The sequence below is a fragment of the Bacillus cereus group sp. BfR-BA-01379 genome, assembly GCF_022663605.1.
Taxonomy (GTDB): domain Bacteria; phylum Bacillota; class Bacilli; order Bacillales; family Bacillaceae_G; genus Bacillus_A; species Bacillus_A mobilis.
Genome location: NZ_JAKUFT010000101.1, coordinates 1 through 14131, shown reverse-complemented (window position 1 = coordinate 14131; position 14131 = coordinate 1). Strand labels below are relative to the sequence as shown.

Here is a 14131-nt window from a genome sequence, read left to right as displayed (position 1 = left end):
TGTACAAGAACAAGTACAAAATAAATCTGAAGTATCATCAAGTGAAGAAAATAATAAGAAATCAAAACTTCTTCCTCAAACAGGTGGAGCATCAACAGAAGCTACTTCTGTTATGACAGGTATGTTCTTATTACTTTTCGGAGCAATGTTGTTTAGACGTCAGAAAAACTAATGAACATGAGAGTTTGTTTGGAAACAAAATGTATGTAAAAAAGCGGAGACTATAGATCTCCGCTTTTTTATTTTCGTACGTAGCTAATCCGAACTTTACTTATTAAGTGTTGTTTTAATTGATACGTTTTAAAATCATATGCTTTATGTTTTTACGAAATCGGGTGATTAGCGTAATGATAATTATACCGAAGAGAATTTTCCATATGTGTTGCCCGAGTATTTGGAAGATCACATCTAAATTTTCACCTAACCAATAACCGCCGATCAAGAAGAAGGATACCCAAAATAGAGCCCCTGAGTAAATTGTCATCGCAAAGCGACGAAATGGTAAGTTGATAATTCCTGCAAAGTACCCTGTGAAATGACGGACACCTGGGATGAAAAAGGCGATAAAGATTAGAAAGTAGCCGTATTTATTGAACCACATTTTTGTTAAATTAATTTTCTTTTGAGTTAAAAATACATATTTCCCGTACTTCTGAATGAAGGGCATGCCTAGTTTATTTCCTACAAAGTATTGGAATGTCATACCAGCGCTTGTCCCGATAAAAGATAACACAATTAAAATTGGTAGACTCAAATCACCTTGGTGCGATAAAAATCCTGCATAGGCTAATGTAGGCTCCCCTGGAAATGGAAGCGCAATATATTCTAAAAGTAAACCGACAAGTACTACATAATACCCGTATTGCTGAAATAATTCATGAATCCATTCCATATTGTGCGCTCCTTTTTAAGTGAGTTCTCTCTATTTGAATCGACTTGAGGCCATACTCAATATAGCTCTTTGCTAAGTAGCAAAGAGCATTGAAGTGTACATGTTACTATGAGTTAAAGTTATAGCGGTACAAAAATACGTTGAAATCTTCTTCTGTTGGTCCGAAATTAACGGCCTTTTCTTGTATGCGCTCGAAGTTTTGTCTGTCATAAAATTCATAGTTACATTCGTTATCTGTATATAAATATAAAGATGTTACGTCTTCTTTTTTCATGTATTGGAATAGATGACTTAGTAAAGACTTTCCAACCCCAAGACCTCTTGATTCTTCGGATACGATGAATAATTGTATACAGCCTTGAAATTGCTCTTCTTTTCCTTGAATGAGTTCTTTATATGTTTTTTGTACTTGTATAAATGCTTTTAAAAATTCTCTATTCTCTTTATTCGTTATGAATAGCTTTAGCGTGTTAAAGGCAAAGCTAATCGTATTATGGAATCTTTTTAAACGGTTTTTATCTTTTTCAGAATCGCCTAAAATGACACCAATCACTTTATTATCTTTTTCAGCTACTTTACTGAAGGAACTCCCTAAAATACAACTGTGTAAATAAAAGTTTAAGACGGAGTTTAAGAAGTTTTTATCGGAAATGAATTCATTAAATCCAAATGCTTCACCGATTAAATGTTTTATAGGCTCATAGTCTTCCTTAACAAGACTTCTATATTTTACTGTGTTCATAATTGTATACTCCCTTTATTAATGTAAATGACTTATTATAAATAGTAAGGTCTCCTCTAAGGGGAGAGTCAATGGTTGCATACGAAAAAATATAAGGGAAGAGATGCAAATGAAAAAGTTATTTTCTATTGGAGAAGTTGCAAAAATAAAGGATATTACGATAAAAGCGCTAAGATACTATCATAAGATGGGGATTCTTATTCCAAAACATGTTGAGGAATCAACGGGGTATAGATATTATTCGATAGATCAATTTATTCACATTGATATTATAAAAAGCTGTAGAGAGTTGAACACGAGCATAGTAGAGCTGCAAGAGATTTTTAAGGAATGTAATACGGATAAATTGTTGCGATTTTTACAAGTGAAGAGAGAAGAAGCAGAAGAGCATATAAAGAAAATGAAAGAGGTAATGGAAACGATTGATGACTTACATGAGAAAGTAGGGAGTTCACAGGAAATATTAAAGAATGATGGAATCTCTATTGAATTTTTTGAACAGCGTTATGTCGTCGTTGCGCCTTGTAAAGAAGTAGGGAGTTTACAGGAGTTACTGTATTATTCCGATTTAGAGAAAATCGTGCAAGATTATGAAGAGAAGATGGAAATGGAGATGGAGATGGGGATTCTCTACAATGTAAATGCAAATTGGGATGTAGAACCGAAGTATGTTTTTAATAAAGTACGAGATGGTGTACATATGGAGGATATGCAAAATATAAAAGTATTACCAGGCGGGGAATATATAACGTTAGCGTATAGCAAAGAAAATGAGGAAGAACGTCGAAATACCATAATGAAATACATAAAAGAAAATAATATAGGTGTAGAGAGTTTTATTGAAGTGGAGCTAGTTAGTGATATTTTTAATGCGGAGACGTATAGTTGTCAAATTCAAATTTTGATAGGGGATAGTGAGAATAAGAAGTTTTGATGCTATACATTTAGGGGTGGGACGCCTACTTATTAATAAGAAAGACCATCCCAAAAAATGGGACAGCCTCCTTAGATCGTATTATTTACGTGAAAATCCTTCTTCATCAAGGTATTCCGCAGCTTCTGGATAAGAGTTGAATGTACCGTCTAAGTTTACACCAGCGTACACGTTCCACATATCATCCTCTTGAATAAGAGTTAGGATATGACCGTCTTCGTTCTTCCATTCTTCTTCAGCAGCAGGTTCCATTGGTGCTACAATTTCCTCTGGCTCTTGTGATAGACGTTCAATTACTTTTTCAATTAATGAACGTAGTTCTTCTTCTGAAAACTCACGGATGTTAATCATACCTTTATCATCTGTTTTATAACCTTTAATGAAGTTTGCATATACAAATCCGTTTCCATTTGGGTGTAAATGATATACAACGTTCTTTTTATCTAAACGACTTTCTTCAAAGTGAAAGTTTACGCGTTTTAGTGATACGTTCTTTCTTTCTAATTCTGGGAAAGATTCAATAATCGATAATTTTTCTTCAAAAGTTAGCATAGTGCCTCCAAATATATAATAAAAGATTTAATTTATCTATTATAGCATAGTTATAATGGTTTCCAAAGGTAAGGAGAGGCTTATAATTGAATGCGTTTACGTCACGATACTGTAAAAAGTGGACTAACGAATATATTCTTTTAGGTGTACAATGGAAAATGGACTTTATACAAAGGTGGTTTTTTTATGTTTCAAAAAATAGCAAAGGAATGTTTAGCAGGTTTTACTGTTGCGATTGTTGCGTTGCCACTTGCCATTGCATTTGGTATTGCTGCAACAGGAACGTCTGAGGGAGCACTAGTCGGATTGTATGGTGCGATTTTTGCAGGTTTATTTGCAGCATTGTTTGGTGGAACGCCTGGGCAGGTTACGGGGCCAACCGGACCGATTACTGTTATCGCAACAGGGGTTATTGCAACGCACGGATTAGAGGCGAGTTTTATAGCATTTATGATGGCGGGACTGTTTCAAATTTTATTCGGTGTATGTAAGCTTGGTTCTTACGTGCGATATATTCCGTATCCTGTCGTTTCAGGATTTATGAACGGAATCGCATTAATTATTATTTTAGGTGAAATAAAGCATGTGCAAAATAGTTTTCTACTTGTAGTATTAACGATTATTGTAATGATTGTTTCTGGAAAATGGATTAAGGCTATTCCCTCTAGTTTAGTTGCATTAGTCGGTGTGACTGCTTTGCTTCCTTTATTTTCTTCTGCGTTAGAAGGGCTTACAGTGAAGTTACCGATTATCGGAAACTTGTCATTAAATAAGGTGATTGAGAAGATCGGGACGATTCCAGAAGCGATGCCGACGCTTCATATTCCATCTTTAAGTGGAACAGGCATTGGAGAACTTATTTTACCAGCGCTTAGTATTGCTTTATTAGGATCGATTGACTCGTTGTTAACATCGGTCGTAATGGATAATGTGACGGGTACACGTCACAAAAGTAATAAAGAACTGGTCGGACAAGGTATCGGTAATATGGTGAGCGGATTGTTTGGCGGATTAGCAGGGGCAGGAGCGACTGTACGGTCTATCGTGAATATAAGAAGTGGCGGTAAAACGGCGCTTTCAGCAAGTATGCATAGTGTTATATTATTTATTTTCATTATGGGACTAGGATCAGTCGTGCAATACATTCCGCTTGCTGTATTATCAGGTATTTTAATTTTAACTGGTATTGGTATGTTTGATTGGGAAAGCATGAAGAAAATGCATGTAGCACCAAAAGGTGATGTTATTGTTATGCTCGTAACGATGGTTGTCACAGTGAAGTTTGATTTAATGATTGCTGTTGCGTTCGGTATTATTCTTTCGTTCATTATATACATGGTGAAATGTAAAGAACGTAAAGCTTCTATTGTAAAAGAAAAGGAAGCGACGTATAAAATTAAAGGCCCACTTTCTTTCCTAACAGTGGATCATATTTTTTATGCTTTACAAGACGTAAAGTCTCCGGTTGTTTTACGTATGAAAGATGTGCGCTATATGGATGTATCAGGAGCGATGGCGTTGTTAAACTTTGTTGAGCAGTCGGATAAAGTGGGCGCGAGTGTGACGCTAGAACATGTACATCCGCACGTTGAAAAGACGATAGTGACGTTAGCGAGTGATGAGCAAAAAGGGAAATTGAAATTTTTGGAAACTGAAGCTGTGTAATAATAAAAAACTTTCACACGTAATGCTTTGTAGAGTGTGAAAGTTTTTGTTATTTTTCCTGTGTTTTTAATATGTGAAATTTGTATATCCAGATGTAGCACGTTTGTTGATAATTGATTTTCTACACAATATAGTAACATCTTAGATTAGCAATGTGCTATTATAAAAAGGTATTTGAATTTTGAGATTCCTTTATGTTCAGAAGGAAGAGCTTTAAGCTGGAGGGAATATTTGATGTACAAACAGTTACCACATGGAGTGAAGATCGGGATTACACGATCAATTGTTGTTTCTTTTGAGAAGTATATGAAAGAAATTGAATGGAATGAAGAGAAATTTGATATGCAGCAATTTGTTGAACAGTGGAAACAATATTTATACACAAAATCAACTTGGATTAATAAAGTAGACGAAGAGTTGAAAGGACATCCAGATTTCCATCAAGCATTAGCGATGAAAGTGAATGAAAAAATTAACGAATTTATTAATGAAAAACCGAGCGAAGAGCAAGTAGAGCAATTAAAGAGGCATGAAATGAAACACGCAGATGAAATGTGCAAATTAGAAGCTGAATATCATATTGAACGTTTATTAGTAACGAAGTAAATTTTACATAAAGAATAGGCCTGTCCAAGGAGATGTGATGACCATCTTTTTGAACAGGCTTTTTGTATGAAAAAGAATAAGAGAGGCTGCTTTGGAAGCAGCTTCTCTTATTAGTCTTGTGGTACAAACGCTTTCCAAGAAGATAAATCCATATCTCCTTTTAATATAGATGAAGCAGGGAAGACAAATGACCACGGTTTTGTAGTGTTCGCTTTAATCTCAAGATTTGGTAATGTGAAAGCTCCTTTCACAACAACTGCACCTGAAGCATCTTCAATATGCAGAGGAAGTTGCTCTAGTTGAATAGTGTCTTTGCAACCGTTACGAATAAGAAGCGTTGCATGTAAATCACCGTTTTCTTTTCGTGCAGCTTGCAGACCTAGGAAGTTAATTTCACCATCATTTGGAGGTGTTAAATTGTCTACAAAATTACGTAAAGCTTCTTTGCTTGCTTCAGGTAACTGAGCTTCCCAAGATGGATCTAAATCTAATGCGTGCTTACTTTCAAGTTCAAATGCTAATTCCCAATCTGTTTGTGATAATTCAGTATCTGTAATTGTTTCTTGCTCAAATGTAAAGATGAATGGCATATTTACATTTGCAGGAATATCTCCTAATGCAGAAAGGTTAAATGTTTTGCGGGCACACAGTTTCTTCTCTTTATTTAGAAGGACTAATGTAACCTCTTCGAAAGAAATTGGTTTTGGAACAGTGCTGCGAATAAATACAGCTACGTCATAACCATTATCACGTTTTTCAATCTCAATTCCAGATAAAGAAATTTGATATTCTTGTAAAGGTGTTAGTTCTTTATGTAAAAATTGATAAATGTATTTTTGTTCTTGTGCTACTGCACCCCAGCTTGGGTGGAAGTAAAGCGTTGGTTTTATAGTTTTATTTTCAGTGTTTGTTTCTTCTTGTCCGAATAATTGATTACTAGAGACAGTCGTATCTTTTCCGCTTTTCTTAGCTCTTTTTAGGAATGATAACATTATCTTTCACCTCGTTATTGTACGTTTTCAGGAACACCTAAATGTCTTGCAACATAGCGGCACATTTCTTTTTCGAAATTACCATATGTGTATAAAAAGATATCTAAACCTTCTTTTTGATAAAGACGAGTAGGGTCTTCTTGTTGATATTGTCTTAGCCCGATGCCTTCTTTTAAGTGGGTCATCGCATCTAAGTGATTTACCCAGTTCTGATCTAGGAAATGAATGGCAACATATCGTAGCGACTGCTGTAAATCAGTATGGCTATTTAGTTCATGTACGCGCTCTTTATAAAGAGATAATGTTTCTTTCAAAACGGATTGTAAATCTTCTGGTGAATGTACATTATTCGCTGATAGTGATGGCATGTTTGTTACTGGTAAAATTTCGTTTATGTTTTCTGTTAAACGAGTGAAATCCCATTCTTCCGGAAGCATACCTTCTAAAAGATATTGCTTAGAAATGGCTTCTACAGCATGATCAATCATTGGAATAATAATTTCAATCATATTTATATCTTCTTGTAACAAGTTATTACGTAAATTATAAATAACGTTACGTTGGTCATTTATTACATCATCTAACTTTAAATTGTACTCACGCATTGAGAAATGGCTACCTTCACAAATTAATTGTGTACGGTTCACGAAATCATGGACTTTAGAAGTTAGAATAAGTCCTGTTTCATCTGTTTTCAGTGATTTATTTATTTTCTCGACTTCTTCTTGCGCGAAACGTTTTAGCATTTCATCTTCTAAAGAAAGGAAGAACTGAGAGCTACCTGGATCTCCTTGACGACCAGCACGACCTTTTAGCTGATTGTCAACGCGTCTTGATTCATGGCGTTCTGTTCCAATTACATGTAATCCACCAATTTCATGGACACCCTCACCTAGTAAAATATCAGTACCTCGTCCAGCCATATTCGTCGCAATTGTAATTTGTCCTTTTTGTCCAGCTGTTGCGATTAAATCGGCCTCTTGTTCTGCACTTTTTGCATTTAATAATTGATATGTAATATGCGCTTCATCTAAGTAACGAGCAACAGTTTCTGATTGTAAAATTGACATTGTCCCAATTAAAATCGGGCGTCCTTGTTTATTGTGTTTTAGAACATCTTCACGTACGGCTTTATATTTAGCATCGGCTGATACGTACACGACGTCATTTTTGTCTTCACGAATGATAGGACGATTTGTCGGAATCGGCATAACTTCCATGTTATATACACGGTTAAATTCTTTTTCTTCCGTTTTTGCTGTACCTGTCATACCAGATAATGCTGGATACATACGGAAGAAGTTTTGAATTGTAATGGACGCTTGTGTTTGGTTTTCTTCTGTGACTTCTAAACCTTCTTTCGCTTCAAGAGCTTGGTGTAAGCCGTCACTTAAAGAGCGACCATCCATAACGCGGCCAGTGAAAATATCTACAAGTAGAATTTTTTCATCATGTACAATATAGTCAACATCACATTGGAAAGCGACATGAGCTCGTAATGCTTGAATCATATAATGATATAAAGTTTGATGTTCTAAATCATATAGGTTATCGATATCAAATAAATCTTCTATTTTTGTAATACCGTCTTCTGTAAAACTAGCAGATTTCGTTTCTGCATCGTACGTGTAATGAAGAGTATCTTGGAATGACTTAATAACTTTTGCACATAAATAGTGTAAATCAGAGCTGCTTGATTTCTTACCAGCGATAATAAGAGGTGTCTTCGCTTCATCAATTAAAACGCTATCAATTTCATCGATAATAGCAAAATGATAGGGACGTTGTACCTGCTCATTTTTTGAAGAGGCCATATTATCACGTAGATAGTCAAAGCCAAATTCTGTTCCAATACCATATGTAATATCAGCTTCGTAAGCAAGTTTCTTTTCGGAAGGATCGATTTGAGGAATATTCAATCCAACCTTTAAACCTAGAAATTCATGAACTTGGCCAATTAATTCTTTATCTCGTTTTGCTAAATAGTCGTTTACAGTAATAACGTGAACACCTTTTCCTTCAAGAGCACGTACGTATGTTGGAAGAGAAGAAACTAATGTTTTTCCTTCACCAGTTGGCATCTCTGCAATATTACCTTCTAATAGTACAAGGCCACCAATTAACTGCACATCGTAGTGACGTAATCCAAGTACACGCTTTGCAGCTTCACGTACAACAGCGAACGCCTCTACTTTTATATCATCGACTGTTTTTCCATCGTTTAGCATGTTTTGAAATGTGATAGTTTTATGGCGTAGGGATTCATCAGATAAATCAGATATTTTTTCTTCTAGATTATTAATTTCTTGAACAAGTTGTTCATATTTTTTTAGTTTTCTCTTTTGAGAATCTCCTAACAGCTTTTTTACCGAATTCAGCATGTTGTAAACACTCCTCTTACTGACAATAGCTACATTATAGCACATGTTTATCCGGAATAAGTAGAAGTAGTAAATTGAAGAAAAAACTGGATATAAATAAGGTGTTATTACATATGATATATTTAAAAGCCATAAAGAAAGAGAGTATTCAATGTATAATAAATTTGGTATGATAACTAAATGAGATAAAGTGAAATTTTTCAAAAAAGAGAAGAATATAGATATCTCGTTTTATGATGTAATAGGTATGAAAATTATATATTGAAAGAAAAGAGCAAGAAGATGAATAATAAGTTTGTGAAAGGCGCTGCGATTTTAACGATTACAACGTTTCTATCGAAAGTGTTGGGAAGTTTTTTTCAAATCCCATTACAAAATATAGCAGGAGATGAAGTGCTTGGGATCTTTCGCCTTGTTTTTCCTGTATATATGATAGCTTTAACTTTATCAGTAGCGGGAGTACCGCTAGCTATATCACAGTTAATCGCTGAACTTCATGAGAAGAATGATAAAGATGGGATTGCCAAACTATTTACGTCAGCATCTATTATTGGAGTAATATTTGGGGTACTTGGATTTTCGGTTATTATGATTGGATCAAGTATGTTTGCAAATATGCTTGGTGGACAAGATACGAGACTCCCATTAATTGTTACTTCGTTTGCTTTATTAATTGCACCATATATGGCGGTATATCGAGGGTATTTCCAAGGTTTTGGAGATATGATTCCTACCGGGGTGTCACAAGTAATTGAGCAGTTCATTCGTGTTTTCTTTATGTTAGCAATTGCATTCTTATTTGTATCTTGGAATAAAGATAGTGATGTTGTAACAGGTGGTGCAATGATTGGTTCTTGCCTTGGGGTAATTACGTCACTTATCTATTTGAGATTGAAGTATGTAAAAAGTATATATCGTTATAAAAGTAATACATATTCACTGCAAGACTTTAAATATAATGCAAAAAAAATACTTCGGGTTTCGATTCCAATTGCGATTGGAGCATTATCGATGCCGTTGTTAAATTTAGTTGATTCTGTAACGATTCCACATATGCTACATGAATCCACTACAACGATTCAAGAACAATTTGGTATATATAGTCGTGGTTTTGCCTTTACGCAATTAATTGTCGTATTTGCAAGCGCGATGGTATTTCCATTAATCCCGTTGTTAACTGCTGCATTAACCAAGAAAGATATAGCGTTAGCAAAACACACAATTGAACGAACAAATGAGCTTGCTCATGTTTTAACAACGCCGATAACAATCTGGCTCATGGCACTTACAGTCCCGTTAAATGTTGGATTGTTTACAGATGCTAAAGGGAGCGGCATGTTAGCTATTTTAATTGGTAGTTCGTATTTCACATCACTTATGGTATTATCAATAGGAATTTTGCAAGGAATTAACCGTTCTCAGCAAGCGGCGTGGATAGTTGTTGGAGCGAGTTTTGTAAAAGTCATATTAAATATAGTACTCGTAAGTCAATTTGGCATAACTGGTGCGGCTTATAGTACACTTATCATATATATCATGATTTGTATCGTAAATTATATATACATTCGAAAAGAATTGGCTTATTCGATTCGAATGGGTAGATTTTTTGCTGTAATTGGAGTATCTAGTATAGTAGGTATAGGATTATATTTCACATCTACTGTAATAAATGTGGCAGATTCTAGACTTATTGCAGTAATATATAGTGGTTTAGCATTTTGTGTGGCCTTGTTCATATATGGCATATGCGCATTAAAGTTGAACTGGATATCCAAAAAGCAAATTCCATTTTTGCGTAAGTAAATTTGTCTATAAATGAGTATGGTTATGTATATGTTTGTGAAAGAAATCAATTTGAAGTTATCCAACTTTTCTTATTAAAGAGTTGATAGCAATTTGTTGAATGACAAAAAGTTGATTGCGAAATGTTGGAGGAGATTAAGAGTGCGGTTAGTTTTATCAGGATATTATGGTTTTTATAATGTTGGGGACGAAGCAATTTTGCAATCAATTATTAAAGCGCTACATGCAGAGAATCCTACTCTTGAGCTTGTTGTACTTTCGAATGACCCCGACTATACAAGAAAAATGTACGGTGTAGAGGCAGTAAATCGCTGGGATATAAGAGCAATTTATAAGGAAATAAAGAAAAGTAATGGTTTAATTAGCGGAGGGGGAAGTCTCCTTCAAGATAAAACGAGTATTAAAAGCATTTTGTACTATACAGGTATTATGCGGATTGCGCGTTTTTTGAAGAAGCCGTATTATATTTATGCGCAAGGAATTGGTCCAATTACGAAAAGACAAAATCGTTTATTAGTGAAATGGCAAGTATCAAAAGCGGCATATATATCAGTTCGTGATGAAGATTCATTTTTGTATTTAAAAGAAATGGGTATTAAGAAAGATATCGAACTAGTTCCAGATCCAGTATTGGCATGTCAACCAGAAGGAATAAAATCGGAGTGGCTGCAAAAACATTCGATTCAAGGGAAAGTAATCGCAGTTAGTGTGAGGTATTGGGACGCGAAAGAAGATTATATGAAAAAGCTAGCAGATACGCTGAAAAAATTTAAGCGTGAGGGATATCATATTTTATTCGTACCAATGCATGGACCATTTGATCAAAATGCATCACGCGATATTATTAACTTAATGGGAGAAGAAGCTCATATGCTTCCGTATAAGCTGGATATCCATGAGAAAATTGCAATTTTGTCGGAATGTTCGCTTTTAATAGGTATGAGACTTCATGCGCTCATACTATCTGCGGTTGCTAATATTCCTATGGTCGGTATTTCATATGATCCAAAGATCGATTCATTTTTACAACAAATAAATCAGCCAATTATCGGAAACGTAGATGGTGACTGGACGGCTGAAACTTTGTATAATGTGGCAACGAAGCAACTAGAACAAAAAGAATATGTACAAGCAACATTGGAACAAAGAGTAGAAGAATTGCGAGAACAAATTTCAACAGCGTCTCGCTACATCATAAGTGACTTGAATACAAAAGAGTTTGAAAAAAGGGGAATGGAATCTTAATTTAAGAGGACATCCTCTTTTTTATTTTTGGAAAAAAGAAAATGTCGAAAGTAAATAAATATTTGTAGAAAAACGTCGAACTGTATGAATTATTTAAAATATATGCTCATAAAAAGAAGTTTGAGAGATAAGATGTATGTTTGGTAATTCTAACATTAATATATATATATTATGTTAAGATTTTACGTTTTAGTTAGTGAATTATAAGAAAATAGGTATGGTAATTTCGGAAAATTGGACGGAAGGAAAACTGTCGATTAATGTCGCAATATCTTTATAAACGGATATTGAAATTGCAAACGTTTTTCTGCTATAGTTGTAAATGGTTATGGGAAATTATTTGAAATGCAATTCTGACGCGTTTTTCTGTTCGTTTAAAATATTCTGATTTTATAATCTGGATTTTTAAAATAAAAGTCGAAAAAACGAACAGTCAGAATTTCGAAAATTCACTTTTTTGTCGAATTTCAGATTTTTGATTGGATAAAAATGGTGTGTAATTTCTTTGTGATTCTATACAAAGAATACTTTAACCACATTTATAGCTACTAGTTTCAAAAATAAATAGAATATCTATTTAAAAACTTATGGAACTAGTATTACATTCCTAAGGAGGAAATATATAAAATGGCAAAGACTAACTCTTACAAAAAAGTAATCGCTGGTACAATGACAGCAGCAATGGTAGCAGGTGTTGTTTCTCCAGTAGCAGCAGCAGGAAAATCATTCCCAGACGTTCAACCTGGTTCTTGGAGTGCAGAGTACATTGATTATTTAGTAGCAAAAAAAGCAATCGAAGGTAAACCAGACGGAACATTCGCTCCAACTGAAGCAATTGACCGTGCTTCTGCAGCGAAAATTATGGCAATTACATTAGGCTTAGAAGTTAAAGAAGGTGCAAAACCATCTTTCAAAGATGCTCAAGATTCATGGGCTGCTAAATATATCGCAGCTGTTGAACAAGCTGGTGTAATTCAAGGGGATGAAACTGGTAAGTTTAATCCAAACAACCAAATTAATCGTGCTTCTATGGCAACAATGATCGTAAAAGCATACAAATTAGAAGGTAAAGTAAACGGGAAATTAGAAACTACATTCCCTGATTTAAAAGATCACTGGGGTGAAAAAGCTGCAAACATTTTAGTTACTTTAGGAATCACTAATGGTACTGGAAATGGTTGGGAGCCAGATAAATCTGTGACTCGTGCAGAAGCTGCTAAATTTATTGCTAAGACTGATAAAGAGTTCGGTAAAGAAGCAGCAACAGTTGAATCTGCTAAAGCAGTTACAACTCAAAAAGTAGAAGTTAAATTCAGCAAAGCTGTTGAAAAATTAACTAAAGAAGACGTTAAAGTAGCTAACAAAGCTAACAACGATAAAGTATTAGTTAAAGATGTAAAATTATCAGATGATAAAAAATCTGCTACAGTTGAATTATATAGCAACTTAGCTGCTAAACAAACTTACACTGTAGATGTAAACAAAGTTGGTAAAGCAGAAGTAGCTGTAGGTTCATTAGAAGCAAAAACAATCGAAATGGCTGACCAAACAGTTGTAGCTGGCGTAGACAGCGAATTAAAATACACAGTTAAAGATGAAAACGGTACTGAAGTTGTTTCACCAGCTGGTATTGAATTTGTATCTCCAGCTAAAATTACAGATGGTAAAATCAAGTTAGAAAACGGTACTTCAACTACTGTAAAAGCTGTTTACAAAAAAGACGGTAAAGTAGTAGCTGAAAGTAAAGAAGTAAAAGTTTCTGCTGAAGGTACTGCAGTATCTACAATCTCTAACTGGACAGTCGTTTCTAATGAAACAGATGCTAAATTTGATGCAACTGACTTCAAACAGAATAATAAAGTATATGAAAATGATGACGCTGTGTTAAAAGTTCAATTAAAAGACCAATTTGGTACTGTAGTAACTGACTTAAATAAACTAAAAGTTGAATTTGAATCTTTAAATACAGAAGCGGTAGTAGTGGATAAAGCTACTGGTAAAATCACTGTATTAGGTACAAGCGGAACAGCTCCAGTAAAAGTAACTGTTAAAGATGAAAATGGTAAAGAACTTGCTACAAAAACAGTTACTATTGAAGCATTTGCTAAAAAAGCAATGAAAGAAATTAAATTAGAAAAAACTAACGTAGAACTTTCTACACAAGATGTAACAAAGTTAAAAGTAAAAGCTCCAGTTCTAGATCAATACGGTAAAGAGTTCACAGCTTCTGAAAATGCTCCTTTAACTGTAGATGTGAAAGTACTTGATAAAGATGGCAAAGCAGTTGCAAACAAAGACTTTGCTAAATATGAGAATAAA

Annotated in this window: 12 protein-coding genes; 7 read left to right on the top strand and 5 right to left on the bottom strand. The window is 34.5% G+C overall.

The window, feature by feature from the left end; genetic code table 11:
- On the top strand, positions 1-172 hold a 172-nt coding region (locus MR113_RS24890; protein WP_242257224.1), incomplete at its 5' end, for an LPXTG cell wall anchor domain-containing protein.
- 114 nt (positions 173-286) lie between these two features.
- Here MR113_RS24890 and MR113_RS24885 read toward each other — a convergent pair.
- Together MR113_RS24885 and MR113_RS24880 are read right to left on the bottom strand one after the other, a co-directional pair.
- Positions 287-892: a DedA family protein gene (locus MR113_RS24885; protein WP_242257223.1), complete on the bottom strand. Its 606-nt coding sequence runs from the start codon at positions 890-892 to the stop codon at positions 287-289.
- 106 nt (positions 893-998) lie between these two features.
- Positions 999-1634 carry a GNAT family N-acetyltransferase gene (locus MR113_RS24880; protein ID WP_242257222.1) on the bottom strand — a complete coding sequence of 212 codons (636 nt, stop codon included), beginning with the start codon at positions 1632-1634 and terminating at the stop codon, positions 999-1001.
- 79 nt (positions 1635-1713) lie between these two features.
- On the opposite strand from MR113_RS24880, the gene MR113_RS24875 reads away from it, so the two are divergent.
- Positions 1714-2568 carry a MerR family transcriptional regulator gene (locus tag MR113_RS24875; RefSeq protein ID WP_396022504.1) on the top strand — a complete coding sequence of 285 codons (855 nt, stop codon included), beginning with the start codon at positions 1714-1716 and terminating at the stop codon, positions 2566-2568.
- A gap of 81 nt (positions 2569-2649) precedes the next feature.
- On the opposite strand, the gene MR113_RS24870 is transcribed toward MR113_RS24875, so the two are convergent.
- Positions 2650-3120, bottom strand: coding sequence for a hypothetical protein (locus MR113_RS24870; RefSeq protein ID WP_061679992.1), 471 nt, complete (start codon positions 3118-3120; stop codon positions 2650-2652).
- A 186-nt stretch (positions 3121-3306) separates the two neighbouring features.
- Between MR113_RS24870 and MR113_RS24865 the strand changes: the two genes are divergently transcribed.
- Both MR113_RS24865 and MR113_RS24860 read left to right on the top strand, forming a co-directional pair.
- Positions 3307-4785 carry a SulP family inorganic anion transporter gene (locus tag MR113_RS24865; protein ID WP_242257220.1) on the top strand — a complete coding sequence of 493 codons (1479 nt, stop codon included), beginning with the start codon at positions 3307-3309 and terminating at the stop codon, positions 4783-4785.
- A gap of 234 nt (positions 4786-5019) precedes the next feature.
- Positions 5020-5391: a hypothetical protein gene (locus tag MR113_RS24860; protein ID WP_242257219.1), complete on the top strand. Its 372-nt coding sequence runs from the start codon at positions 5020-5022 to the stop codon at positions 5389-5391.
- Positions 5392-5501: 110 nt separating this feature from the next.
- On the opposite strand, the gene MR113_RS24855 is transcribed toward MR113_RS24860, so the two are convergent.
- On the bottom strand, positions 5502-6383 hold the full coding sequence (locus MR113_RS24855) for an accessory Sec system S-layer assembly protein (protein WP_242257218.1): 882 nt from the start codon (positions 6381-6383) through the stop codon (positions 5502-5504).
- 14 nt (positions 6384-6397) lie between these two features.
- Positions 6398-8764 (bottom strand): accessory Sec system translocase SecA2, encoded by a 2367-nt coding sequence (secA2, locus tag MR113_RS24850; RefSeq protein WP_242257217.1) that lies wholly within the window; start codon positions 8762-8764, stop codon positions 6398-6400.
- Positions 8765-9046: 282 nt separating this feature from the next.
- Here secA2 and MR113_RS24845 point away from each other — a divergent pair, with 282 nt between their 5' ends.
- From MR113_RS24845 to MR113_RS24835, 3 genes are all read left to right on the top strand, one after another.
- On the top strand, positions 9047-10567 hold the full coding sequence (locus MR113_RS24845; protein ID WP_242257216.1) for a putative polysaccharide biosynthesis protein: 1521 nt from the start codon (positions 9047-9049) through the stop codon (positions 10565-10567).
- 141 nt (positions 10568-10708) lie between these two features.
- Positions 10709-11812: a polysaccharide pyruvyl transferase CsaB gene (csaB, locus tag MR113_RS24840; protein WP_242257215.1), complete on the top strand. Its 1104-nt coding sequence runs from the start codon at positions 10709-10711 to the stop codon at positions 11810-11812.
- Between the two features lie 627 nt (positions 11813-12439).
- The coding region (locus MR113_RS24835) for an S-layer homology domain-containing protein (RefSeq protein WP_242257214.1) at positions 12440-14131 on the top strand (1692 nt) is incomplete at its 3' end.

Excerpts from the sequence above, each read along its gene's own strand:
- MR113_RS24885 (WP_242257223.1), bottom strand. The coding sequence starts at position 892 with ATGGAATGGATTCATGAATTATTTCAGCAATACGGGTATTATGTAGTA.
- MR113_RS24880 (WP_242257222.1), bottom strand. The coding sequence starts at position 1,634 with ATGAACACAGTAAAATATAGAAGTCTTGTTAAGGAAGACTATGAGCCT.
- MR113_RS24870 (WP_061679992.1), bottom strand. The coding sequence starts at position 3,120 with ATGCTAACTTTTGAAGAAAAATTATCGATTATTGAATCTTTCCCAGAA.
- MR113_RS24865 (WP_242257220.1), top strand. The coding sequence starts at position 3,307 with ATGTTTCAAAAAATAGCAAAGGAATGTTTAGCAGGTTTTACTGTTGCG.
- MR113_RS24860 (WP_242257219.1), top strand. The coding sequence starts at position 5,020 with ATGTACAAACAGTTACCACATGGAGTGAAGATCGGGATTACACGATCA.
- MR113_RS24855 (WP_242257218.1), bottom strand. The coding sequence starts at position 6,383 with ATGTTATCATTCCTAAAAAGAGCTAAGAAAAGCGGAAAAGATACGACT.
- secA2 (WP_242257217.1), bottom strand. The coding sequence starts at position 8,764 with ATGCTGAATTCGGTAAAAAAGCTGTTAGGAGATTCTCAAAAGAGAAAA.
- MR113_RS24845 (WP_242257216.1), top strand. The coding sequence starts at position 9,047 with ATGAATAATAAGTTTGTGAAAGGCGCTGCGATTTTAACGATTACAACG.